21 protein-coding genes and 1 pseudogene are annotated in these 22,567 nt (G+C 68.2%); 18 read left to right on the forward strand and 4 right to left on the reverse strand.

Translation table 11 applies throughout. From position 1 onward, the window contains the following. The first annotated feature begins 480 nt into the window (after positions 1 to 480). The 3 genes and pseudogenes from WS91_RS10110 to WS91_RS38140 form a co-directional block, all read left to right on the forward strand. Positions 481 to 1,482: an arabinose ABC transporter substrate-binding protein gene (locus tag WS91_RS10110; RefSeq protein WP_059670220.1), complete on the forward strand. Its 1,002-nt coding sequence runs from the start codon at positions 481 to 483 to the stop codon at positions 1,480 to 1,482. A 49-nt stretch (positions 1,483 to 1,531) separates the two neighbouring features. Then, positions 1,532 to 2,302, forward strand: coding sequence for an SDR family oxidoreductase (locus WS91_RS10115; RefSeq protein ID WP_059647049.1), 771 nt, complete (start codon positions 1,532 to 1,534; stop codon positions 2,300 to 2,302). A 187-nt stretch (positions 2,303 to 2,489) separates the two neighbouring features. Then, positions 2,490 to 2,786 (forward strand): annotated as a pseudogene (locus tag WS91_RS38140) (5' nucleotidase, NT5C type); the annotation flags it as partial. Between the two features lie 101 nt (positions 2,787 to 2,887). Here WS91_RS38140 and WS91_RS10120 read toward each other — a convergent pair. Next, positions 2,888 to 4,636, reverse strand: coding sequence for a cation:proton antiporter domain-containing protein (locus WS91_RS10120; RefSeq protein WP_038745455.1), 1,749 nt, complete (start codon positions 4,634 to 4,636; stop codon positions 2,888 to 2,890). An 870-nt stretch (positions 4,637 to 5,506) separates the two neighbouring features. Here WS91_RS10120 and WS91_RS10125 point away from each other — a divergent pair. From WS91_RS10125 to WS91_RS10155, 6 genes are all read left to right on the forward strand, one after another. Continuing rightward, on the forward strand, positions 5,507 to 6,394 hold the full coding sequence (locus WS91_RS10125; RefSeq protein WP_038745457.1) for a M24 family metallopeptidase: 888 nt from the start codon (positions 5,507 to 5,509) through the stop codon (positions 6,392 to 6,394). 294 nt (positions 6,395 to 6,688) lie between these two features. Next, positions 6,689 to 7,591, forward strand: a complete 903-nt coding sequence (locus WS91_RS10135) for a metal-dependent hydrolase (RefSeq protein ID WP_059582022.1) — start codon at positions 6,689 to 6,691, stop codon at positions 7,589 to 7,591. Positions 7,592 to 7,676: 85 nt separating this feature from the next. After that, a complete protein-coding gene (locus WS91_RS10140; RefSeq protein ID WP_059670207.1) occupies positions 7,677 to 9,653 on the forward strand; it encodes a carboxypeptidase regulatory-like domain-containing protein in 1,977 nt (658 codons plus the stop codon). A 13-nt stretch (positions 9,654 to 9,666) separates the two neighbouring features. Next, on the forward strand, positions 9,667 to 10,014 hold the full coding sequence (locus tag WS91_RS10145; protein ID WP_038745463.1) for a hypothetical protein: 348 nt from the start codon (positions 9,667 to 9,669) through the stop codon (positions 10,012 to 10,014). Between the two features lie 493 nt (positions 10,015 to 10,507). Continuing rightward, positions 10,508 to 10,939, forward strand: a complete 432-nt coding sequence (locus tag WS91_RS10150) for an acetyltransferase (RefSeq protein WP_038745466.1) — start codon at positions 10,508 to 10,510, stop codon at positions 10,937 to 10,939. Beyond that, entirely contained in the window at positions 10,936 to 11,196 is a 261-nt protein-coding gene (locus WS91_RS10155; protein WP_059670209.1) for a hypothetical protein, read from the forward strand. The genes WS91_RS10150 and WS91_RS10155 overlap by 4 nt, the downstream gene beginning before the upstream one ends. Positions 11,197 to 11,289: 93 nt before the next feature. On the opposite strand, the gene WS91_RS10160 is transcribed toward WS91_RS10155, so the two are convergent. After that, positions 11,290 to 12,162, reverse strand: a complete 873-nt coding sequence (locus tag WS91_RS10160) for a LysR family transcriptional regulator (protein ID WP_197422231.1) — start codon at positions 12,160 to 12,162, stop codon at positions 11,290 to 11,292. 149 nt (positions 12,163 to 12,311) lie between these two features. On the opposite strand from WS91_RS10160, the gene WS91_RS10165 reads away from it, so the two are divergent. The 4 genes from WS91_RS10165 (at position 12,312) to WS91_RS37270 (ending at position 14,925) form a co-directional block, all read left to right on the forward strand. Further along, positions 12,312 to 12,437 (forward strand): hypothetical protein, encoded by a 126-nt coding sequence (locus WS91_RS10165; protein ID WP_331458218.1) that lies wholly within the window; start codon positions 12,312 to 12,314, stop codon positions 12,435 to 12,437. 47 nt (positions 12,438 to 12,484) lie between these two features. Further along, complete coding sequence (locus tag WS91_RS10170) at positions 12,485 to 13,558, forward strand: alkene reductase (protein WP_038745471.1); 1,074 nt, start codon at positions 12,485 to 12,487, stop codon at positions 13,556 to 13,558. Between the two features lie 10 nt (positions 13,559 to 13,568). Next, entirely contained in the window at positions 13,569 to 14,399 is an 831-nt protein-coding gene (locus WS91_RS10175; RefSeq protein ID WP_082758142.1) for a pirin family protein, read from the forward strand. 196 nt (positions 14,400 to 14,595) lie between these two features. Further along, positions 14,596 to 14,925 (forward strand): hypothetical protein, encoded by a 330-nt coding sequence (locus WS91_RS37270; RefSeq protein WP_082758143.1) that lies wholly within the window; start codon positions 14,596 to 14,598, stop codon positions 14,923 to 14,925. A gap of 58 nt (positions 14,926 to 14,983) precedes the next feature. Here WS91_RS37270 and WS91_RS10185 read toward each other — a convergent pair whose 3' ends face one another. Then, positions 14,984 to 15,442 carry a MerR family transcriptional regulator gene (locus WS91_RS10185; protein WP_059670212.1) on the reverse strand — a complete coding sequence of 153 codons (459 nt, stop codon included), beginning with the start codon at positions 15,440 to 15,442 and terminating at the stop codon, positions 14,984 to 14,986. A 77-nt stretch (positions 15,443 to 15,519) separates the two neighbouring features. On the opposite strand from WS91_RS10185, the gene WS91_RS10190 reads away from it, so the two are divergent. The 5 genes from WS91_RS10190 to WS91_RS10210 all read left to right on the forward strand — a co-directional run bounded on the left by WS91_RS10190 (position 15,520) and on the right by WS91_RS10210 (position 21,320). After that, complete coding sequence (locus WS91_RS10190; protein WP_059582034.1) at positions 15,520 to 16,755, forward strand: NADH:flavin oxidoreductase/NADH oxidase family protein; 1,236 nt, start codon at positions 15,520 to 15,522, stop codon at positions 16,753 to 16,755. A 191-nt stretch (positions 16,756 to 16,946) separates the two neighbouring features. Beyond that, positions 16,947 to 17,729, forward strand: a complete 783-nt coding sequence (locus WS91_RS10195; RefSeq protein ID WP_059670214.1) for a DeoR/GlpR family DNA-binding transcription regulator — start codon at positions 16,947 to 16,949, stop codon at positions 17,727 to 17,729. A gap of 27 nt (positions 17,730 to 17,756) precedes the next feature. Then, a complete protein-coding gene (locus WS91_RS10200; RefSeq protein WP_059670216.1) occupies positions 17,757 to 18,890 on the forward strand; it encodes an MFS transporter in 1,134 nt (377 codons plus the stop codon). A gap of 630 nt (positions 18,891 to 19,520) precedes the next feature. After that, positions 19,521 to 20,495 carry a phytanoyl-CoA dioxygenase family protein gene (locus tag WS91_RS10205; protein WP_059670218.1) on the forward strand — a complete coding sequence of 325 codons (975 nt, stop codon included), beginning with the start codon at positions 19,521 to 19,523 and terminating at the stop codon, positions 20,493 to 20,495. A gap of 324 nt (positions 20,496 to 20,819) precedes the next feature. Further along, a complete protein-coding gene (locus WS91_RS10210) occupies positions 20,820 to 21,320 on the forward strand; it encodes a cupin domain-containing protein (protein ID WP_059647077.1) in 501 nt (166 codons plus the stop codon). A gap of 509 nt (positions 21,321 to 21,829) precedes the next feature. Here the strand turns inward: WS91_RS10210 and WS91_RS10215 are convergent. Continuing rightward, a complete protein-coding gene (locus tag WS91_RS10215) occupies positions 21,830 to 22,300 on the reverse strand; it encodes a DM13 domain-containing protein (RefSeq protein ID WP_038745489.1) in 471 nt (156 codons plus the stop codon). Positions 22,301 to 22,567: the final 267 nt, after the last annotated feature.

Consider the following 22,567-nt stretch of genomic DNA (forward strand, 5'->3'; position numbering starts at 1 on the left):
GCCCGCCGCCGGCGCTTCATCGCCGGATGTTTGCCGCCGAGCGGCGCTTCGCCCGCTCACGTCGAGCCTGGGCGCTTCGATACGTCGCGCCGCTCGGACGGCCCTCATCTTTTCCGTGCCCGCCCACGCGCGGCCCGCGTCGAATCTCGGCGATCGAATGCTTCATGCCCGATTCCGGACGTCGGGACGTCGCTCCGCACCGCGAACACACCGGTCGCATCATCGTGCCTGCGCCGCGGCGCGCCGATGTCATTGCGGCTTCCTACTTCGCTGAGCTTCGTCGCCATCCGCGCGGCCGCATCCCGCAACCGGCACTTGCACGAACAACCCCCCCATCCCCCGGCGGTCCCATTCTTTAGGATCACCTCGCATTATTTGGAAGCCCGCTTTCCCGCCGCCTACAATCTGCCGCACGACATGCATGCCGTGCGCGGCTCGCAAGGCCGCATCCATTCAAAACGGAGCACGAAGGAGACGCTTATGGGATCGCGTTGGTCCAGAGCCGCCCTCGTCTGCGCGAGCGTCGCCGCCGGCCTGTCGGCGGCGGGCCTCGCGCATGCGCAAGGCGCCGCGCCGGTGAAGATCGGCTTCGTCGTCAAGCAGCCCGACGACCCTTGGTTTCAGGACGAATGGCGCTTCGCCGAGCAAGCGGCGAAGGACAAGCAGTTCACGCTCGTGAAGATCGCCGCGCCGAGCGGCGAGAAAGTGTCGACCGCGCTCGATAGCCTCGCCGCGCAAAAGGCGCAAGGCGTGATCATCTGCGCGCCGGACGTGAAGCTCGGCCCGGGCATCGCCGCGAAGGCCAAGCGCTACGGGATGAAGCTGATGTCGGTCGACGACCAGCTCGTCGACGGCCGCGGCGCGACGCTGGCGGGCGTGCCGCACATGGGCATCTCCGCGTACAAGATCGGCCGGCAGGTCGGCGACGCGCTCGCCGCCGAGGCGAAGCGGCGCGGCTGGAATCCGGCCGAGGTCGGCGTGCTGCGGCTCGCGTACGACCAGTTGCCGACCGCGCGCGAGCGCACGGCGGGCGCCGTCGACGCGCTGAAGGCAGCCGGCTTCCCGGCCGCGAACGTCGTCGACGCGCCCGAGATGACGGCCGACACCGAAGGCGCGTTCAACGCCGCGAACATCGCGTTCACCAAGCATCGGAACTTCAAGCGCTGGGTTGCATTCGGATCGAATGACGACACGACAGTCGGCGCGGTGCGCGCGGGCGAAGGTCGCGGCATCGGCGCGGACAACATGATCGCGGTCGGCATCAACGGCAGCCAGGTCGCGATGAACGAGTTCGCGAAACCGAAGCCGACGGGCTTTTTCGGCTCGATCCTGCTGAATCCGCGACAGCACGGCTACGACACGTCGATCAACATGTACGACTGGATCACCCGGAACCGGACGCCGCCGCCGCTCGTGCTGACGTCCGGCACGCTGATCACGCGCGCGAACGAGAAAACGGCGCGCGCGCAACTCGGGCTGTGAGCGGCGCCGCGCGGCGGGCGGCGTCGACAGTCCGCTTCGAATCGGAGGAATACGCATGACGACACGCACCACGTTGATCACGGGCGCCGCGGGCGGCATCGGACAGGCGCTCGTGCGCCGCTTTCTCGCCGCGGGCGACCGCGTGCTCGCGCTCGACCGCGACCGCGCGGCGCTCGCCGCGTTCGTCGACACGCTCGGCGGCGCCGCCGTCGCGCCCGTCGTCGACGACCTGACCGACGCCGAGCGCCTCGCGGCCGCGCTCGCGAGCGAGCGCGTCGACGTGCTCGTCGCGAATGCGGGCACCGCCGCGTCGGCGACGCTGCGCACGACGACGAGCGCGTCGTGGCGCACGGATCTCGACGCGAACCTGACCGCGACCTACGTGAGCGTCGAGGCGGCGCTCGCCGGGATGCGCGCGCGCCGGCGCGGCGCGATCACGATCGTCGGCTCGGTGAACGGCGTCGTCGCGCTCGGCCATCCGGCGTACAGCGCGGCGAAGGCGGGACTCATCAGCTATGCGAAGTCGCTCGCGATCGAATACGGGCGAGACGGCGTGCGCGCGAACATCGTCTGTCCGGGCACCGTGAAGACGCCCGCATGGGAAGCGCGCGTGCGGCAGAACCCGCAGGTGTTCGAGCAACTGAAGAAGTGGTATCCGCTCGAAGACTTCGCGACGCCCGACGACGTCGCGAACGCGGCTTTTTTCCTGTCGTCGGACGCGGCGCGCGCGATCACGGGCGTCACGCTGCCCGTCGACGGCGGGCTGCTCGCCGGCAATCGGGTGATGGCGCAGGAACTGACGCTCGAATCGTTCTATTGACGTGCGGCGAACGATGCGTTCGCGCCGCGCGTGCGAACCGCCGGAACGTCCGGCGTGACCGCAGACGCGCCGGATGATTCGAATCGCGGTCGACGCGGACGCCGCCGTGATCACGGCGCCGATGCGTTTTCCGCGCGGCCCGCATGGCATATCGGGCGACGCATCGTTGCGAACCGTCACGGCAAGCATGCGCTGGGCGCGATCCCGCGAACTTCGTCGCGCCGGGGCATGCGCAGATGATGGAGGCGGCCGTCGCCGAAGGCCGCTCCTTCGAGACACCGCCCGATTCGAGGTCCTGTTGACGAGCGCGGCGATGGAATTTCCGAACTCGTGCGAATTCAAGTTTCGCTGGCCGCGCAGGCATTTGCCGTTCATCGCGCCGTCGAACATCGCGTTTCGCGGCGACAAGAGCACCGTCGCCGCCGGTCTCCTGACCGACGACAACCGCCCGCCGTTCCGGCGCTTTCCCGAACAAGGCGTGCTCTCCGGCGCGCCGCCTTCGCCGCCACGCCCGCGCCAAACGAACCGGACGAACCAAACGAACCGAACGCGCGCACGCGCCCGGCGCGCGCGTCCGTCCAACGATCAATGCGCGGCCGCCGGCCGCACCCTGCCCGCATCCGCGCCCATCCGCGCAAGCACGTGCTCGGTCATCCCGCGCGCGAGCTCGGTCTCGCCGACGAACACGTCGCCCATCCCTTCGTTCGCGAGCAGCGCCGCCTCGTCGTCGCTGTTCGTGCAGAGCGCGATCTCGATCGCCGGATTCAGCGTGCGCGAGATGTCGACGATCTGCCGCACGTCGAACACGTCCGGCAGCGTGACGACGAGCATCCCCGCGCGCGCGATGTGCGCCTGCACGAGCACGATCGGCTCGATCGCGTCGCCCGACACCGCCGCGACGCCGTCCACGCGCAGCTTCTCGACCGTCTCGCGATTCTGCTCGACGACGACGTACGCGATCCCGCGCGCGTCGAGCGCCTGCGCGATCCGCGTGCCGACGCGCCCGTAGCCCACGATCACGACCTGCCCGGTCAGATGCGTCTGCGGCGTCGACATCGGCAGCGCGGCGAGCGGATCGTCGCGCGACTCGAGCCGGCGCGCGAACGCCGAGTGCCGGCGAATCCACGCGAGCGCCGGATCGATCGCCGCGAACAGCAGCGTGTTGAGCGCGATCGACAGCAGCGCGACCGCGAGAATCAGGCTCTGCCCTTCGGCCGACAGCAGCCCGAGCCCGCGCCCGAGGCTCGCGAGGATGAACGAGAACTCGCCGATCTGCGCCAGGCCCGCGCCGACCGTGAGCGCCGTGTTCAGCGGGTAGCGGAACGCGAGCACGAGCGCCACCGCCGCGAGCGTCTTGCCGACCACGACGATCGCCGCGACTTCGAGCACGTGCAGCGGCTCGTCGATCAGCACGCGCGGGTCGAACAGCATGCCGACCGAGATGAAGAAGAGCACCGAGAACGCGTCGCGCAGCGGCAGCGTTTCGTCGGCGGCGCGGCGGCTGAACTCCGATTCGCGCATCATCATTCCGGCGAAGAACGCGCCGAGCGCGAACGACACGTCGAACAGCTTCGCCGCGCCGAACGCGACGCCGACCGCCGCCGCGATCATGCACAGCGTGAACAGCTCGCGCGAGCCGGTGCGCGCGACGAGCCACAGGATGCGCGGAAACACGCGCTTGCCGACCACGAGCATCAGCGCGATGAACGCCGCGACCTTCAGCAGCGTGACGCCGAGCGCGCTCCAGAGACTGCCGCCCGCCTCGGCCGCCTGCGCGGCCGCATCGCCGTGCGCCTGAGGGCCGCCGCCGAGGAGCGCGGCGAGCGGCGGCAGCAGCACGAGCACGAGCACCATCACGAGATCCTCGACGACAAGCCAGCCCACCGCGATCCGCCCGTTGACCGATTCGACGAGCCCGCGCCCTTCGAGCGCGCGCAGCAGCACGACCGTGCTCGCAACCGACAGCGCGAGGCCGAACACGAGCGCGCCGCCGACGTTCCAGCCCCACAGCAGCGCGAGCCCGGCGCCGAGCGCCGTCGCGACCGCGATCTGGACGATCGCGCCCGGCAGCGCGATCTTGCGCACGGCGAGCAGATCGCCGAGCGAGAAATGCAGGCCGACGCCGAACATCAGCAGCATCACGCCGATTTCGGCGAGTTGCTGCGCGAGCGCGAGATCGCCGACGAAGCCGGGCGTTCCGGGGCCGATCACGATGCCGGCGAGCAAATAGCCGACGAGCGGCGGCATCTTCAGCAGCGACGCGAAGTAACCGAGGATCATCGCGAGACCGAAACCGGCCGCGAGCAGTGCAATCAGGCTGACGTCATGAGGCATCCGTGCTCCATTCGATGTAACGTTTTCGTAAGGCTTCAAGGATAAGGGATCGCGGCGGCAAATGTGCGAACTGACCAAAATTTGCCGGGGGCAGCGATCCGAGAACGCGGCGGGCGGCCGCAGCGGCGCGCCGGGTCGGGCGAGCGGCCCGGCCGGCGGCGCGCTTGCCGGCCTCCGGCCTTGCAGCGGGATTCGCGCCCGAGCGTGCGCGCGCACACTGCACACATGCGGCGCGCAGAATGAATCGGCCCCGCATCGCCTTGCGGCGCGGCTGCGCGCGGATGTCGCCTGTCGCGCCGGCCGCCGCTCTGACTCTGACTCTGACTCTGACTCTGACTCTGACTCTGACTCTGACTCTGACTCTGACTCTGACTCCGATGGGCCGGCACCACGAACATTCTGCGGACGGCCGCCATCGCCTCGTCGAATGAATTCGGATCGCCGCTTAATCCGAATTAGTCATCCCGTCCTTGATTCAAATCAAGTTTCATTCGGTTCATAGCGAATCAAAACTCGTTCTGTTGGAAAGCATTCAGAAAAAGAGTTTCACCGCCATTGCCGCGACCATCCGTCGCACTTCACCGAATCCGTTCGAAATCGAACCATGACGATTCGTCTGAATGCCCTACCCATATTGCTTTCCGACCGGCAATCAAACAGCGCGCGACACGCCCTCTTCTCCGGCATTTCCAAAGCCCCGGATATTCCCATCGCCGCATCAGGGAAAATCCCCACGCGAAACGGCTGGTGCTCGCCGATCAAGCGATTATCATCGTTACATCGTTCAATGTAATGGTTGCCGGTGAATCCCGGCGGACGCCGCGACGGCGTCGCCGATGCGAACCGGCGTCGACTAGGAGGCAATCGATCATGGCCGACCACCCGCTGCCCGAAGTCCGCGCGGACGAGCTCGAATCGTTCCGCGCGCTGCAGCAGCTCGCGTATCGCTGCGTCGAAACCGTCGGCGGCATGCTCTACCCCGGCATCACCGAGAGAACCGCGGTGCGCCTCCTGACCGAATGGGCACAGGACCACGGCGTGCGCAACTGGGGGCACAAGCCGTTCGCGTGGTTCGGCGAACGCACCGCATTCGCGGGCTTCTCCGGCCTCACGCACCTCGCGGGCTTCAATCCGGCGTTCTTCCCGAGCGATCGCCGCCTCGAGCCGGGCATGCCGGTGATCCTCGACATCGCGCCCGTCGTCGACGGCTTCGTCGCGGACGTCGGCTACACGACCTGCCTTGGCGAGAACCCGATTCTCGCGCAGATCCAGGACGATCTGATCGCGCATCGCGAGCTGATCGTGACGCTCGTCAACGCGCGCCGCACGCTCGCCGACGTCGCGCGCGAAGTCGACGCGCTCTGCCGCCGCCAGGGCGTCGAGCCGCGCCACAAGGCGTATCCGTTTCACGTGCTCGCGCACCGGATCGAGCGGATCGCCACCGGCGGCAAGCCGCGCTTCGTCGCGCGCTTCGGCGTCGACTTCGCGCTGAACCTCGTCGCGAAGCAGATGCGCGCGGGCCGCGCGCAAGGCTGGTCGCCGCTCTGGTCGGCCGAGCGCCGCTCCGAGCACGCGCCGACGCCCGGACTCTGGGCGGTCGAGCCGCATCTCGGGTTCGCGGGCGTCGGCGCGAAGTTCGAGGAGCTGCTCGTCGTCACCGCCGACGATGCGTACTGGCTCGACGACGATCTGCCGCACGTGCGCCGCTGGCGGCGCCGGCAAACGGCCGCTCATGCCGCGCTCGAGTACGCGGCATGAGCGGATGCGCGAGGAACGCGCGATGGAACGCGTCATGCGACACGCGGCGAACACGACGAAGACGATCCGCGCCGCGGACGTCGCCGGGCGCCGCGAACGCCACGCCGATGCCGCGAACGACGCGGACGCCGCGGCGGCGCGCGCGACGGCCGCATCCGGCCACGCGACGCCTCGACGCCTCGACGCCCCGCGCGGCGCCGGCCGCCGCGCCCGCGCGGCCCCGCATTCTCCAGCCACACGCGATACGGGACGGCCGCACGCCGTCCGATGAATTCAAACCACAGGGAGGCACACATGGCAGTCGGCAAGCACCATCAGATCAAGGCGCGTCACGTCAAGTTCGATTTCAGCGCGACGCCGCTTCAGTGGATTCCGGGCGACCCCGAGAGCACGCACATCATCGACACGCTGAACCTGCTGTTCCCGGAAGGCGAGCTGTGGTTCTGCCGCGTGTACAACAAGGCGCTGCCGCTCATCGACGACCCGGCGCTGCACGCGGACGCCGACGGCTTCCTGCGCCAGGAGGCGGTGCATTCGCGCTCGCATCACGCGGTTGCGAAGCAGTGCTACGCGCGGCACGGCGTCGACACGCAGCCGTACACGAAACGCCTGACCTGGCTCTTCAGCAAGGTGCTCGGCGAGACGCCGCTCGGCCTGAAGATCGGCGGCACGCGCTTCTGGCTGCGCCAGCAGCTCGGCATCATCGCCGCGCTCGAGCATTTCTTCGCGTACCTCGGCCGCTGGGTGCTGAACGCGCGCGAGCTCGACGAAGCGCAGGCCGATCCGGCGATGCTCGACCTGTTGCGCTGGCACGGCGCGGAGGAAGTCGAGCACGGCACCGTCGCGTTCGACCTGCATCGCTACATGGGCGGCGGCTACTTCGGCCGCGCGTTCCACATGCTGCTCGCGATCGTGCTGCTGATCCTGTTCGTGTCGATGGGCTCGAAGTTCATGTACACGCGCGATCCGCAGGCCGGCCGCTATCCCGGTTTCGTGCGCGCGTGGAAGCGCGGCTCGCGGCGCGCGCACCTGCCGTCGTTCTGGAAGACGATCGGCGCCGCGCTGCGCTACTTCAACCCCGCGTACACGCCGCACGGCGAAGGCTCGACCGAGCTCGCGCTCGACTATCTCGCGCGCTCGCCCGCCACGCAGGCGGCCGCGCACGGCGGCAACTGGGGCGCGAAAAAGACGACTTGAGCGCCCCTCGATCGCCCGCCTCGTTCGCCGCCGCCCGCACGGTTCCACCCATTCATCGATTTTCTTTGCCTACACCACATCACCCATGATCGACATTCGCTTGAAACGGGTTGCGCCGCTGTTGCTGCTCGGCGCGCAGGCCGTGAGCCTCGGCGCCGCGGCGGGCACGCTGACGGGCACCGTCTCGTCGGACGGCAAGCCGCTGCCGGGCGCGATGGTCACCGTGTTCGACGCGGCGCAGACGCGCCGCGACACCGTCTACACCGACCGCAACGGCCACTACGGCATCGCCGTCGACTTCGCGGGCGAGCTGCGCGTACGCGCCCGCACGCCGTACTTCAAGGATACGGCGCAGAGCCTCGCGCTTGCGTCCGGCGCGCGCAAGACGCTCGACTTCTCGCTCGAGCGGCAGACGGTGGCCGACGAGCTGTCCGCGAGCCTGCCCGCGTCCGCGCATCTGAGCGCGCTGTCGTGGCCCAGCCAGGACTCGCGGACCGCGTTCATCAGCCAGTGCAACTACTGCCACCAGGTCGGCAATGCGCTCACGCGCACGCCGCGCGACGAGGCCGCGTGGGGCGCGACGGTGCGCCGGATGGAGGGCTACGCGGCGCTCCTCACGAACAATCAGGCGCGGGACATCACGCATGCGCTGCACGAGGGAATGGACGGCCGCGCGGTCGCGGCGGTCGAGAAATACCTGTACGACGATCAGCTCGCGCCCGCGAAGATCCGGGAATGGGCGGCAGGCGACGGCCTCACGTTCATCCACGACGCGGACGTCGGCTCCGACGATCATCTGTACGGCGCCGACGAAGGCCACGACAAGATCTGGGAGCTCGACCGCAAGAGCGGCAAGCTCAGCGAATGGAAGGAGCCCGACGTCGATCTGCCGGTGGGCGGCATATTCTCGGGCGTGCAGCTGCCGATCGGCGTGTTCAGCGGCAAGCACGGGCCGCACAGCCTCGCGCAGGGGGCCGACGGCCGGTTCTGGATCACGAACGCGCTGTCGTCGACGCTCGCGTCGTTCGATCCGGCGACGAAGCGCTTCAAGCTCTACCCGCTCGGCCACTCGCATCTGTATCCGCACACGCTCCGCATCGACCGCGCGGGCATCGTCTGGTTCACGATCGTCGCGTCGAACGAAGTCGCGCGCTTCGATCCTAAGACCGAGACGTTCACGATCATCCATCTGCCCGACGGCGGGTTCTGGCGCGCGGTGTCGCACTATCTGTTTCCGCTCGTCGTGAAGATGGCCGCGTGGTTCCCGGGGCAGAACCTGCACCTCGCGCTCACGCATCACAAGTGGGCATTCCAGGGCCGCGACGCGTTCCCGTTCCCGTACGGCATCGACGTGAATCCGCTCGACGGCTCGATCTGGTACGCGAAGCTCTATGCGAACAAGATCGGCCGCATCGATCCGGCGACGCTCGACGTCACCGAATTCGACACGCCGCTCAGCGGCCCGCGACGGCTGCGCTTCGATCCGCAGGGCAACCTGTGGATTCCGGCGTTCGACGACGGCGGGCTGATGAAATTCGATCCGCGCACGCATCGCTTCGAAACCTACAAGCTGCCGCTTCTCGCGCACAACGAATACGAAGTGCCGTATGCGCTGAACGTGAATCCGAAGACGGGCGACGTGTGGATCACGTCGAACATGTCCGATCGGATCTTCCGCTTCGCGCCGTCCACCCGGACCTTCGTCACGTATCCGCTGCCGACGCGCGTCACGTGGCTGCGCGACATGTCGTTCACGCAGGACGGCGCGGTGTGCTCGAGTTCGTCGAATCTGCCCGCGTACGGGATCGAAGGCGCGCGCGCGTCGTTCATCTGTCTGTATCCGGACGGCGAGCGTGGCGGCGCGGCGGCGGGCGGTACGGCAAGCGCGGCGGCGGCCGCTGCCGGCGACGCGTCAGATCGCTTGCCGGCCGATCGGCAAGCGTCGAGCCGAGCGGCGGGAAGCCGCGCAATGCTCGCCCGCGCCGGATCGAATCGCGCCGGCGCGATTCAGGCCGGCCCCGTCCAGCTCGTCGCCTCGCACGCCGATCGTTCGACACACTAAGCGAATACCCGCCATGGACATGCAAACTTTCCTGCTGTATCTGCTCATTACGGTGCTGATGGCGCCGCTGCTGGCCGTCTACGGGCTGCCGTTCATCGCTCTCGCGCGCGGGTTCGCGCGCATCGCGCGCGCACGTATCGGCAATCGTCTTCGCTACGCGATCGCGTGCGCGATCGCCGCGGCCGGGATCGCCCCGTCGTACGACGCCTATCGCGCGCCGCTGCCGATCTATGCGCGCCGGCTATTCGACGGCGTGAGCGTGGATGCCGGGTTCATGCTCGCGTCGTTCGGCGTCACGTGGATCGTCGTGATGATCGTTGCGCGGCTGTGCGTGCGGCGGCACGTGCCGCAAGACGCATGAACGGCAGGTAGGCGAAGCGCCGGTCCGCCGCACGTGCGGGACCGGCCCGAGGGATTTCGCTCGCGCCCCGGCCGCCGCGCCTGCCGCGTCGCGCCTTTTCCGTTTCGATCGGATCGCCGACGGGCGCTGCGCCGAGGCTCCCGTTGCAAATGAATCGTTCGTGGCGATAGCCGAAATTCCATGACGAAAAGTCGGCCATATCGCATATGGCAGGCACGCTTGCATCTCGCTCGTCCACGATTTGAAATGCGAATTCGCGCTGCGCCACAATAAGCGGCGTCGATCGATATGAATCGAGATCATGCATTTTCCCGATATCGATCATCACCCGCTGCGTCACCCGATTGGCCGACGCGATTAATCCGGGCCGACTGAATGACCGGGCAACGCATGGGGAATGGCTCCCGTCTTGACGCTATTTCCTTATTTCCTATATACACGCATGCATAAATCCTTAAAATAACCGGCCATCAATCAATTATTTTCTATCGCCATGAGCATTCGCAGTCGATTTTCCACGGACAATCCCGTACTCGCGGAAATCTGGCACCGTTCGGTGCGCGCGACGCATACCTTCCTGAGCGAACAGGACATCCGGGAGTTATATCCGCAAGTCCGGAACACTTACCTGCCGAACGTCACCGTATGGATCGACGAAGCCATCGACGGCCGCATTGCCGGCTTCGTCGGCGCGAACGGCGCGCGAATCGAAATGCTGTTCGTCGATCCGGACCTGGTCGGCCAGGGTGTCGGGACGCGCCTGCTCGACCATGTCAGGGCCGAGCATCCTCGCCTGAGCGTCGACGTCAACGAACAGAATCCGCTGGCCCACGGCTTCTATCGCCGATACGGATTCAAGGACGTCGGGCGCTCGGAAACCGATTCGGCCGGCAGACCGTTTCCGTTGATTCACATGGCGTATTGATTCGCGCGGTCGGGCATCTGCCGCGACGTGCGCTCCGGCCCATCGCCAAGCCGCGCCCTCCGACGGCCGGAATCGATGCCGAAGGCGCGCTCGTCGCCCAATGGCCGGACGGTCATGCCAGCCGCTTCGATCCGGGATGGCGGCGCGCTCACGCGCACGACGATCCGGCGCGCGGCATTTTCGGCGCGGCCATATCGACCGGAACCAATGGCGACCGGGGCGAATGGCTGTCGCGCATGCTCGTGCCGCAGCACTGATCGCCGCGTTTTCCCGGGCCCCACGGGCCGACGTCGGCAAGCCGCGCCCGGCGCGCGCAGCGCGCCGGCGGCCGGACCTGCACGCACCGCACGCTACCGCCCCAGCCGCTCGCGGAGAAACTCGATGAACCGCTGTGTCTTCGCGGGCAGCAGACGAGTCTCGGTGATCGCATGGACGGGCATCGGCACGCCGTGCCATCCGGGCATGATCCGGCGCAGTTTCCCGTTCGCCAGCTCGTCGGCGACGACTTCCTCCGGCATCAGGACGATGCCCATGTCGAGCGTCGCCAGGCGGCGGATCATCCCGACGCTGTTCAGCGTGAAGCGCCCGCCCACCGAAACCGTCGTCTCTCGGCGTCCGTCGCGCAGCGTCCACGAGGCCGCTCTCAGGATGCCCAGGCACTCGTGCCGCGCCAGATCGGCGGGCTTTGCCGGTTCGCCCGATCGTTCGAGGTAGCCCGGCGACGCATAGAGATGCGGCGTGAGCGACGCCAGCGGGCGCGCAATGAGCTGCGAGCTTTCGGATTCCCCCATGCGGATCGCCACGTCGAAGGGCTCGCTGACGAGATCGACGCGCCTGGGCGTCAGATCGAAATCGAACGTGATGCCCGGATAGAGGGCGGCGAACTCGGCGATCAGCGGCGCCAGGTAGGTCACGGCGAAATCCACCGGCAGCGACGCGCGCAGCACGCCGCTCGGCTGCGCGAGCATTTCGCCGAGCTGCTCGTGCGCGAGGCGCGCTTCGTCGACGATGCGCTTGCATCGCTCGAAATAGATCTGTCCGGCTTCGGTCAATTCGATCTTGCGCGTCGTGCGATGCAGCAGGCGCAGCCCGATCGCCTTCTCCAGCCCGCTGATCCGCCGCGACAGCGTCGAGTTCGGCATCCCCATCGCGTCCGCGGCGCTGCGAAAGCCCTTCGCCTTGACGACCTCGACGAACAACGCCATGTCGTTCAGCAGCTCCACGTCAACTGCTCCATGAATGGATCAATGATATCCAAATTACCATATTTATCCCGAACGGGAAGCGGGCGATGATGCCGCCGTCGGAACTCGAAGGAAGCCGTCATGAAGCGCGACAAGCCGCGCCGGACATCGAAGGCCACGGCGGCGCGATGTTCGACGGCAAGCGGCGCGCCATTCTGCCGTCGCCGGGGCTGACCGACGAGCGCATCCGCGGGTTCGCCGCCGCGCCGAACGCGCTGCTCGCCCGGACGGGCGCGCGTCATGCGGCGCCGTAACGGCGGACGCCCTTCTTTTCTCCCTTCCCCCAATCAAGGATTTCATCATGAGCACCCTGTTCGATTCCGTCCGCGTCGGCCGATATACGCTGCAAAACCGCCTGGCCATGGCGCCGATGACCCGCAGCCGCGCGCTGTTCGACGGCACGCCGTCCGACCTGGCCGCCGAGTATTACGCACAGCGCGCGAGCGTCGGGCTGATCGTCACCGAAGGCACCCAGCCTTCGGACGACGGCCAGGGCTACCTCGCCACGCCGGGCGTCTATACGGATGCGCACGTCGCCGGCTGGAGACGAATCGCGTCGGCCGTGCGCGCGAAGGGCGGCCATCTCTTCATCCAGCTCATGCATGCCGGGCGCATGTCGCACCCCGACAACACGCCGCATCACCGCCCGGGCGTCGCGCCTTCGGCCATCGCGCCGGGCGCGCCGATGTTCACGGCTGCCGGCATGCAGGACATTCCCGTGCCGCGCGCGCTGGGCACGGACGAAGTGCGCCGGACCGTCGACGAATTCCGCCACGCGGCCCGCCGCGCGATCGAGGCCGGCGCGCACGGCGTCGAAATCCACGGCGCGAACGCCTACCTGATCCAGCAGTTCCTCGCGCCGAGCGCGAACACGCGCACCGACGAATACGGCGGCTCGATCGAGAACCGCGCGCGCTTCGCCATCGAGGTGGCCGCCGCGATCGCCGACGAAATCGGCGCGGACCGCACGGCGATCCGCCTGTCGCCCGGCACGACGCTGTGGGGTATCGACGAAGGCGACGAAGGGCCGGCGCTCTACCGCCACCTGGTCGCCGAGCTCGACGAGCTGGGCCTCGCGTACCTGCATGTGATGCATCAGGGCGACGAACCGCTGCTCGCCGACCTCCGCGCGCGCTGGCAACGCACGCTGATCCTGAATCGGCCGGGCCGCCCGCGCGAGCTGATCGGCGCCGACGTCGCGTCCGGATTGGCCGATCTGGAAGCCTACGGCCAGATGGTGCTCGCGAATCCGGATTTCGTCGCGCGGCTGAAGGCCAACGCGCAGATGAACGCGGCGGACCGCAACTCGTTCTTCGGCGGCGCCGCGCAGGGCTATACCGACTATCCGAGCCTGAACGCAGCCGGCGGCGCATGAGGCCCTCGTCATGCCCATCCTTGCTCCGCCGCAGCGCGCGAACCACGGCGGCCACTTCCGGGCCTACGGCCTGCGGGGCGTCGCCGCGCAGATCGATCCGTTCCTCTGCGTCGACCACGCATGGATGAGCGCGCCGACTTTCTCGCCTCATCCCCATGCCGGTTTCTCGGCGGTGTCCTACCTGTTTCCGGATTCCGAAACGGGCATCGACAACCGCGATTCCCTCGGCACCCGCAACCTGATCCGGCCGGGCGGCCTGCACTGGACAGCGGCCGGCAGCGGCATCGTGCACGAGGAAGTCCCGGCGGAGGCCGGCAAGACCGTCCATTCGCTGCGGATTTTCGTCGACCTCGCCCGCGAGCGGCGGCGGATCGCGCCGTTCGCGCTGAGTCTCGAACCGCAGGACGTGCCGGTCGTGTCGCTGCCGGGCGTCGAGGTGCGCGTGCCGGCGGGCAGCTTCGCCGGCGCGCGCTCGCCGCTCGCCGCCCCCACCGACGTGACGATGCTCGACATTTCGCTGGACGAAGGCGCGGAGCTCGCGGTGCCCGTCGCGGCGGGCCATTGCGCGTTCGTCATGCCGATTGTCGGCGCGACGACGGTCGACGGCCGGGACTTCGATCTCGGCGATCTCAGGCTTCCCGTCTTTCCGGCCGCGGACGCGCGTCGCGCGATCCTGCTCCAAGCGCGTCACGGCGGCGCCAAGGTCATGCTTTTCGCCGGCTCGCCGCTGCACGCCGCGTCAACCCGAGCGCAACGGCGTTTCAACATGGGCTGCGAGCGATTCGATGGCGAGCACGCCGCGCTTGCGCTGATCGACCATCGGATCGGCGCCATGGGCTGAGTCAAGTCCATGCCGTTCAGCGACATGAAGCGCACCTCGCCGATGCCGGCGAAGACCGCGCGCATCCCGAGCATGCCGGCCGCGCCGACCTCCGGCATGGAGGGACATGCGCAGGCGCTGCCGTTGAACGAACCCGGATCGATCCCGCCTACCGGGTACGCGGCGCGAATCCGCGCTCGCCGGCATCGTCGCCGCGATGGGCGACGAACGCTTCGCGGCGGCCGTGAAGGCGACCGGGCGCACCAAGTTCATCGTCGCCGGCGTCACCAACGACGTGTGCACAGTGCTCCCGGCGCTCCCGGCGCTGAGCGTCGTGCGCGAAGGCTGCGGCGTGCCCGCCGTCGCCGATGCGGACGGCCCGCCCGGCACGATCGTCGACGGCATGGCCCGGCGCCGCACGCAAGGTCACGGCGTCGCGCTCGCCGGCCCGAGCCGGATCGTCAGGCAACCCTCGGGCGACTGGGCCACGCCGGAAGGAAGCCAAATCGCGCAGATCTTGACGGAAGCGCCGCTGGCTTCCGCATGAGGGATTCGGATCGTCGTTCGTGGCGCGGCGGGTGCGACGGGTGCGGCGCCCCCGCCGGTCAAGCGCGCCTTCTCTTCGGACGGCTGCGAAGCTCCACCGGCGATTGCTCGGCGGCCCGTCGATTCATCTTGTCCAGCACGCGCTTCGCCCTGCCCGCGCAATCCTCGCCGTCCGCCTTGTGATCGATCTCGTCGGCGAGCGCGACAAGCTGGCGCTTGCTGCTCGCGAGACGCCGCTCCAGCAGCTCGATTTCGTCGATCTTGCGCCGCAGCGCCTGCAGCAGTTCCTCGCGAGGCCACTTGTCCAGATCCGGCGGCAGAATCGCCCGGATTTCGTCGAGCGAGAAACCCGCGCATTGCGCGCCGACGATGATCTCCAGCCGCGTCAACGCGTCCGGCGCATACTCCCGATAGCCGTTCGCCTGCCGCTGCGCAGGCTGCAGCAAGCCGCTCGCCTCGTAGAACCGGATACGCGACGCCGTCACGCCGCTCAACTGCGCGAGCTCGCCGATCTTCATTCGCGCCCTCCCGGCACTTGACATTGAAGTTGACTTTAAGCTTAAGGTCACGATGTCGTCAACCGCGGGTGCTCCCCATGAAGCTCTTCACTCCCCTCGTTCTCCCCAACGGCGCGGTGATTCCGAACCGTCTCGCCAAAGCGGCCATGGAAGAAAACATGGCGGATGCGGACCACGCGCCGTCCGACGCGCTCTTGCGCCTGTACGACGCATGGGCGAAGGGCAAGGCCGGCCTGATCCTGACCGGCAACGTCATGGTGGATCACCGCGCGATGACGGGCCCGAACGGCGTGGTGCTGGAGGACGACGCCCACCTCGACCGCTTCCGGCGCTGGGCGGAAGTCGCGCGCGCCCACGGCGCGCACATCTGGATGCAGATCAACCACCCCGGCCGCCAGATGGCCGCCGCGCTCGGCCAGACCACGCTCGCGCCGTCCGCGGTGCCGTTGGCGCTCGGCGCGCTGTCCAAGCAGTTTCCGGTGCCGCGGGAAATGACGGACGACGACATCGCCGGCGTGCAGCGCCGCTTCGTGCAGGCCGCGCGGCTGGCGGAACGAAGCGGCTTTACCGGCGTGCAGATTCATGCCGCGCACGGCTACCTGCTGAGCCAGTTCCTGTCGCCGATCACGAACCGCCGCCAGGACCGGTGGGGCGGCAGCATCGAGAACCGCGCCCGCCTGCTGCTCGACATCGTCCGCGCCGTGCGCGACGCGGTATCGCCCGGGTTCGCGGTGTCCGTCAAGCTGAACTCCGCCGATTTCCAGCGCGGCGGCTTCAGCTCCGACGACGCGAAGCGCGTGGTCGAGATGCTCAATCCGCTCGGCGTCGATCTGGTCGAACTGTCTGGCGGAAGCTACGAGGCCCCGGCGATGCAGGGACAAGCGCGCGACGGCCGCACACTCGCCCGCGAAGCCTATTTCCTCGAATTCGCTCGCGACATCGCTGCGGCCGCGCGCATGCCGTTGATGGTCACGGGCGGCATTCGCCGCCGCGCGGTCGCCGAGCAGGTCGTCGACAGCGGCGTCGCGATGGTCGGCATCGCCACCGCGCTGTCCGTCGATCCGAACCTGCCGCGCGACTGGCTGGCGGGCGGAAACAACGCGCCGGCGCTGCGTCCGATCGTCTGGAAGAACAAGGTGCTGGGCTCGCTCGCCAACATGGCGGTCGTCAAGTTTCAGCTGAAGCGGCTCAGTGAGGGGCGTGTGACGAATCCGCGCGTCTCGCCGCTGAGAGCGCTGCTCCTGCAGCAGTTGTCCACGTCCTGCCAGACGCGGCGTTACCGGCGCTGGACGGCCGCGCGGGCGGCGCGTTAGCCAGGCGCCGTTGCGGCGGCGGGCATCCCGCGCTCGCCTGCAGCGGGCGCCGGATCGAAGTGCAGCCACGGGAATTCGCGCCGCCGCGCGTCCGGCCGAACGCCGGCGCGCGACGGCGGCGGCGCCCGCTCATTCCGAAATGCACGTTCTTGCACGTTTTAATTCTTGTTTATGCACGTTATACTGCGTGCATGACCGACGCACTTCCCCTCGCGCGACGCGACACCATCGCAAGCCGGCTGGCCCTCGGGCAGCCGGTCCAGGCCGCGGCGCTCGCCGCCGAATTCGACGTTTCCGAAGACGCGATACGCCGCGACCTTCGCGCGCTGGCCGCCGAAGGCCGCTGCCGCCGGGTCTATGGCGGCGCGCTGCCCGTCACGCCGGCGTCCGCGCCGATGGCGGCCAGGATCGACGCCGCGCGCGAACGCAAGGAGGCGCTGGCCCGCGCGGCCGCGCCGCTGATCCGGCGCGGCGAACTGCTGTTTCTCGACAGCGGCAGCACCAATCTCGCGCTGGTCGAGTTCCTGCCCGAAGACGCCGAGCTCACGGTCGCCACCAACTCGATCGACATCGCCGCCGCCGTGCTGCGGCGCTCCGATCTGAACCTGATCATGATCGGCGGCGCGGTCGATCCGGCGGTCGGCGGATGCGTCGACGCGGCCGCCGTTCAGAGCGTCAGCCGGATGAACGTCGATCACGCCTTTCTCAGCGCTTGCGCGCTGTCGCCGAAAGGCGGCCTCAGCGCATTCGGCATCGCCGATGCGGCGTTCAAGCGCGCCGTCGTCGCCGCGAGCGAGCGCCGCGTCGTCCTCGCGACGGCCGACAAGCTCGCCGCGCGCGCGCCGCACCGTGTCGCGACGATCGACGAGATCAGCTGCATCGTCGTCGAGCACGATCTGCCGCGCGCCGAATGCGCGTTGCTGTCGAAAGCCGGTGCGTCGGTGTTGCAGGCGCAGCCGCCCGTGCGGCCGTAACGCCCGTTCTTCGTGGAGTCGATCGATATGTCCGCCGACCGGCCGGCTACCCGGCTTGCCACCCGTCTCGCCTTTCTCGCGGCGGGCTTCGGGCTCGCGTGCTGGGCGCCCCTCGTGCCGTTCGCGAAACAGCGGCTCGGCGTGAACGACGGCGCTCTCGGCGCGCTGCTGCTCTGCGTCGGCCTCGGCTCGGTGGCCTCGATGCTGCTCACCGGCCCGTTCAGCACGCGATACGGCAGCAAGCCGATCATCGTCGCGGGCGGAGTCGCGCTCGCCGCGATCCTGCCGCTGCTGACCGTCGCGAGCGGGCCGATCACGCTCGGCGTCGCGCTGTTCGCGTTCGGCGCGGCGCTCGGCTCGCTCGACGTGGCGATGAACGTCCATGCGGTCGAAGTCGAGCGCGCCGCCGCGCGGCCGCTGATGTCCGGATTTCACGCGCTCTTCAGCGTCGGCGGCGCCGCCGGCTCCAGCGTCATGACGTTCCTGCTCTCGATGCGCATCGGCACGTTCGCCAGCACCTTGCTGTGCGCAATGCCGATGCTCGCCGCGATCCTCTTCGCGAGCCCCAGACTGCTGCAAGGCGCGCAGGCCGGCGAGCGGCCGCGGTTCGTGATGCCGCGCGGCGTGGTTCCGCTCCTCGCGCTCCTCGCCGCGATCACGTTTCTCGCCGAAGGCGCGCTGCTCGACTGGAGCGCGTTGCTCATCACGGACAAGGGGCTCGTCGTCGCGGCCCAGGGCGGATTGGGCTATGTGCTGTTCTCGATCGCGATGACCGCCGGCCGGTTCGGCGGAGATGCGATCGCGACGCGCATTGGCGATCGGCCGACGATGTTCTGGGGCGGACTTCTCGCAGTCGCCGGGTTCGTGATTCTGCTGACCGCGCCGATTGCGGGCGTCGCGATGGCCGGCTTTGCGTTCATCGGCCTGGGCGCGTCGAACATCGTGCCCGTGCTGTTTCGCCGTGCGGGCGCGCAGCGGGCGATGCCTTCCGCGCTGGCCGTCACGGTCATCACGATCACCGGTTACGGAGGCCATCTGGTCGGCCCGGCCGGCATGGGCTTCGTCGCCCGGAGCGTCGGCCTCGAAAGCGCGTTCTGGATGCTGGCCGTCCTGCTGTGCCTCGTTCCGTGCTGCGCCCGGCTCGTGACGGGGAAGCGGTAGCGACCGCGCCCGACGCAACGCGGCCCTGCGCGCGACGTTTCGCACGGTAGTCGCGCTCGGGACAATTTGGCTCGCCGCATCGCTCCTCGCCGTGGCGAGCGACGTGTGCCATGTTCCTCACCGAGCGTGCGCGGATCTATCGCGCGCGAAAACCGTGGAGAAGCGCCGGAGCGGCCAGCGAACTCGGTCGGGCGGATCGGCTTCGTGTCGCGTCCACCGCTCGACCGCCGACTGAGCCGACGCATTGGCAAGTCGCACACCCGCGATACGGCAAAGTCTTCGCCTTTCGCGAACGAAGCTCGGGCGGATTGCCGGCGCTTCTTGTCACGGCGCTCATTCACGCGGTCCGATGCCGCTCCTTACACTTCACGACAGCAACGGCACAGCGCCTGGCTTCGCGCCTCTCGTCATTTTGATCCCCCAAGTCCGTTTGGGACGGTCTTTTCTGCGGCCACGATCACGCGATCAATCCCGCGTCGCAGCCAATTGGACTAAACATCCCCGCTCGTTCCCGTAATTCGCACTCTCAGCGAATGTAATATCATTGATATTTACGCGTAAGCAAAATGTCGCGATACATCGCATTATTTGCCGCGCCCAATTCAGACCAAAATCGTCCCTTGGAGACCAATGATGATCACAACTTCGGGCCATGTCGACAACCATTCCAACTTCGGCGGCATGTGGATCGACCGCACCGACTGGCAGGAGCAATTGAAATCAAGAGTGCCTTTTCCGGAGCTTGCTCGTCTCATTACGGATTTTGTCCGCGACGGCTTCATCGTGCTGGAAGGCGGCGCCGATCCGAGCGCAGTGGATGCGTTCCAGGCGCAAATCGACCTTTCGTTCCGGGAAGGAAATCCGGAGCTGTTCTACCAAAAGCACGGCTCGCGTGACACGCGCAAGCTCGACGAACCCGTGAACCGCCTCGGCACGCGCGTCGTGGACTGCTACGGCGCAATGAGCGAGGCGCTGGACCTCTTTTCGTCGCCGCGGCTGATCGCTTTCCTGAAGGCCATCTTCGGCGAAGCGCCGCTCCTCTTCCAAAGCCTCAGCTTCGACCAAGGTTCGCAGCAGGGCCTGCACCGCGACACCGCCTATGTCGTCGTCGACCGCCCGATGGAACTCGCCGCATGCTGGATCGCGCTCGAGGACATCAAGGAAGGCTCGGGCGAACTGATGTACGCGCCCGGCAGCCACCGCCTGCCCGATTGGCCGTTCGGCGAGGGACGCAAGCACTTCGACGCCGCCCTGGACGGCTGGGATGTTCACGAGCAATGGTCCGACTGGCTACGCAGCTCCGCCGCCAGTAGCGAGCGAGGCGTCGAACGCTTCCTCGCGAAGAAGGGCGACATCCTCGTGTGGCATGCCGATCTCGCGCACGGCGGCTCGCCCGTCGTCGATCCGGCGCTGACTCGCCAAAGCCTCGTCGGACATTTCTGCCCGGCCTCGGCAAGGCCACGGTACTTCGATCACGCCCCCTGCCACGACGCCGTCGTCCAGCGTGGCCAGCTACACTATTCGAGCATGTACTACGATCTTCGGTCATCGTCTCCCGCTCGCCGCTCGCTCTGGCGTTCGATCAAGTCCGCGCTGACGCGTTAAGCGTGCGTCGCCGGTCGAACTAGGTTCGCTACGGAGCGGGGAAACATGCCGGAGCAAATCGTCGATCGGCGCCCGTCGAGCCGGCACTCGGCGGGTATCGGCTTCATCGGGAGCACATTCGGCCGACGACGGCAGCACCCCGCTCGCCACGGCCAAGTTCGGTCGATACGGCCGACGGACTCGAGCAGCCGCGTTACGCTCTTGCCCGCCCGACGAGCGCTTTCGATCCAAACGGCGTGGCCGCGCCGAACCGCCGCCGCGCGAGCGTGGACAAGGCAGGCGCGGCATGGTGTGATGGCGCACGTTCACAAGGAGCCTTCCATGTTGACCCGCCCGGACTGCATCCGCCATTGGACCGAACTCGAGGACGAAGACGACGCGCACTATCGCGGCGACACCGAACTGCTCGCGATCGGCGCGCCGCTCGCGGCGAAGCTCGGCATCACGCGGATCGGCATCCATCATTGCCGGCTGCCGCCCGGCCGCCGCACGTCGTATCCGCACGCGGAAAGCGCGGAAGAGGAATTCGTGTTCGTCCTGGAAGGCACGCCGGACGTCTGGCTCGACGGACACCTGCACCGCCTCGCGCCCGGCGACGCCGTCGGGTTCCCGGCCGGCACCGGACTTTGCCACACGTTCATCAACGACACAGACGCCGAGGTTCGGCTGCTCGTCGTCGGCGAAAGGCCGAAAGCCGAGAATCGCATTCGCTATCCGCGCAACGAGGCGTACGAGGCGACGCGCGCGGACCGCTGGATCGATTGGCCCGCGCGGCCGCTCGGGCCGCACGACGGCAAGCCCGCGCCGCGCGACGGCGATGGCTGACGGTTCGTTCGGCGCCGCGCTTCGCCGGTTGCCAGGCGGCGGCGGCGCGACGAGCCGCGAGCAGCGACCGACGATCGGCCGCCGCCGACGACAAGCGACGGGGATGGCGCCCGCCGGCATCCGGCATCGCAATCGGGCAGCACGGCTAGCGTGACCGGCGACGGCGCGGCCCGCCGAGGTGCGTGCCCCCGAAACTCGCGTCGAGCGGCGCATTGAAGCGTGCGCACGCTGAACGGCGAGCAAAGAGGCTCGATGCGCGCAGAGCGCCCGGCTCCGCCGATCCGGCGCAAGCCGTCGACGGGGCAAGGCAGCGCGGACCGGCGCTTCCGCACTTCCGCACTTCCGCACTCTTCCTCTCTTCCTCTCTTGCGCACTTGCGCACTTGCGCACTTGCGCACTTGCGCTCTTGCGCTCTTGCGCTCTTGCGCTCTTAGGATATCGACTCGCCCAATCCCTATTCCGCCGCGATTTCGCCGCGCGCCGATCCGACGGCGCCCGACCGGCACGCATCACCGATACCGCGCCGCCCCGATGAACTGCGAGAACCGCTCGCACCAGATCACGACGGTCGTATACGCGTCGACGTCGACGCCCTCCGCGAGCGGCGCGACGAAGTCGCCGAACGTCTTCAGCTCGCCGACCCGCAGCGCGCGCGATTTCATCGCGAGAAACGCCTGCTTCGACGCGACGAATTCGGGCGCAAGGTAGATCTTGTAGTCCGGGCCCGGCGCGACGCGCCCCTCGAACGCGAGCGCCGTGCGCGTGACGGACAGCTTGCCGTCCGTCCAGTGCAGCGGATCGCCGCCCGTCAGGCCGCGCTCGAAGCGGCCCGTGTAAAGCGCGCGTCCGGTGATCGGGCGCAGCTCGGTTTCGCTCGCGCCGGCTTCGGCCGTCAGGAGCGGCAGCGAATACACGCCGAGCGCGAAGCCCAATACGAACGCGATCACGTGCGAGCCGATCCAGATCCCTTCTTTCTTCATAGCTTCCGTCCTCCGTAGTCGAATCGATGCGCCGTTGCCCGCGAACGGGCCCGGCATGACGACAGTCGGCGCGGCGGGCGAAATATGACAGCCGGGCGGCCATGTTCGACGTGCGGCAAGCGGTCGCGGGACGGAAGTCGCGACCGGCCGATCGGACTCGGGGAACTTGGAGAGCCTGACGAAGTCGGCGAGGATTCTCGGGATTCTCGGGATTCTCGGGATTCTCGGGATTCTCGGGATTCTCGGGATTCTCGGGATTCTCGGGAT

The organism is Burkholderia sp. MSMB1498 (genome assembly GCF_001526245.1).
GTDB lineage: Bacteria > Pseudomonadota > Gammaproteobacteria > Burkholderiales > Burkholderiaceae > Burkholderia > Burkholderia savannae.

Bases quoted from the DNA above. Each gene is read 5' to 3' on its own strand.
- WS91_RS10110 (WP_059670220.1), top strand. From the start codon at position 481: ATGGGATCGCGTTGGTCCAGAGCCGCCCTCGTCTGCGCGAGCGTCGCC.
- WS91_RS10120 (WP_038745455.1), bottom strand. From the start codon at position 4,636: ATGCCTCATGACGTCAGCCTGATTGCACTGCTCGCGGCCGGTTTCGGT.
- WS91_RS10125 (WP_038745457.1), top strand. From the start codon at position 5,507: ATGGCCGACCACCCGCTGCCCGAAGTCCGCGCGGACGAGCTCGAATCG.
- WS91_RS10135 (WP_059582022.1), top strand. From the start codon at position 6,689: ATGGCAGTCGGCAAGCACCATCAGATCAAGGCGCGTCACGTCAAGTTC.
- WS91_RS10140 (WP_059670207.1), top strand. From the start codon at position 7,677: ATGATCGACATTCGCTTGAAACGGGTTGCGCCGCTGTTGCTGCTCGGC.
- WS91_RS10145 (WP_038745463.1), top strand. From the start codon at position 9,667: ATGGACATGCAAACTTTCCTGCTGTATCTGCTCATTACGGTGCTGATG.
- WS91_RS10150 (WP_038745466.1), top strand. From the start codon at position 10,508: ATGAGCATTCGCAGTCGATTTTCCACGGACAATCCCGTACTCGCGGAA.
- WS91_RS10165 (WP_331458218.1), top strand. From the start codon at position 12,312: ATGTTCGACGGCAAGCGGCGCGCCATTCTGCCGTCGCCGGGGCTGACC.
- WS91_RS10170 (WP_038745471.1), top strand. From the start codon at position 12,485: ATGAGCACCCTGTTCGATTCCGTCCGCGTCGGCCGATATACGCTGCAA.
- WS91_RS10175 (WP_082758142.1), top strand. From the start codon at position 13,569: ATGCCCATCCTTGCTCCGCCGCAGCGCGCGAACCACGGCGGCCACTTC.
- WS91_RS37270 (WP_082758143.1), top strand. From the start codon at position 14,596: ATGGGCGACGAACGCTTCGCGGCGGCCGTGAAGGCGACCGGGCGCACC.
- WS91_RS10185 (WP_059670212.1), bottom strand. From the start codon at position 15,442: ATGAAGATCGGCGAGCTCGCGCAGTTGAGCGGCGTGACGGCGTCGCGT.
- WS91_RS10190 (WP_059582034.1), top strand. From the start codon at position 15,520: ATGAAGCTCTTCACTCCCCTCGTTCTCCCCAACGGCGCGGTGATTCCG.
- WS91_RS10195 (WP_059670214.1), top strand. From the start codon at position 16,947: ATGACCGACGCACTTCCCCTCGCGCGACGCGACACCATCGCAAGCCGG.
- WS91_RS10200 (WP_059670216.1), top strand. From the start codon at position 17,757: ATGTCCGCCGACCGGCCGGCTACCCGGCTTGCCACCCGTCTCGCCTTT.
- WS91_RS10205 (WP_059670218.1), top strand. From the start codon at position 19,521: ATGATGATCACAACTTCGGGCCATGTCGACAACCATTCCAACTTCGGC.
- WS91_RS10215 (WP_038745489.1), bottom strand. From the start codon at position 22,300: ATGAAGAAAGAAGGGATCTGGATCGGCTCGCACGTGATCGCGTTCGTA.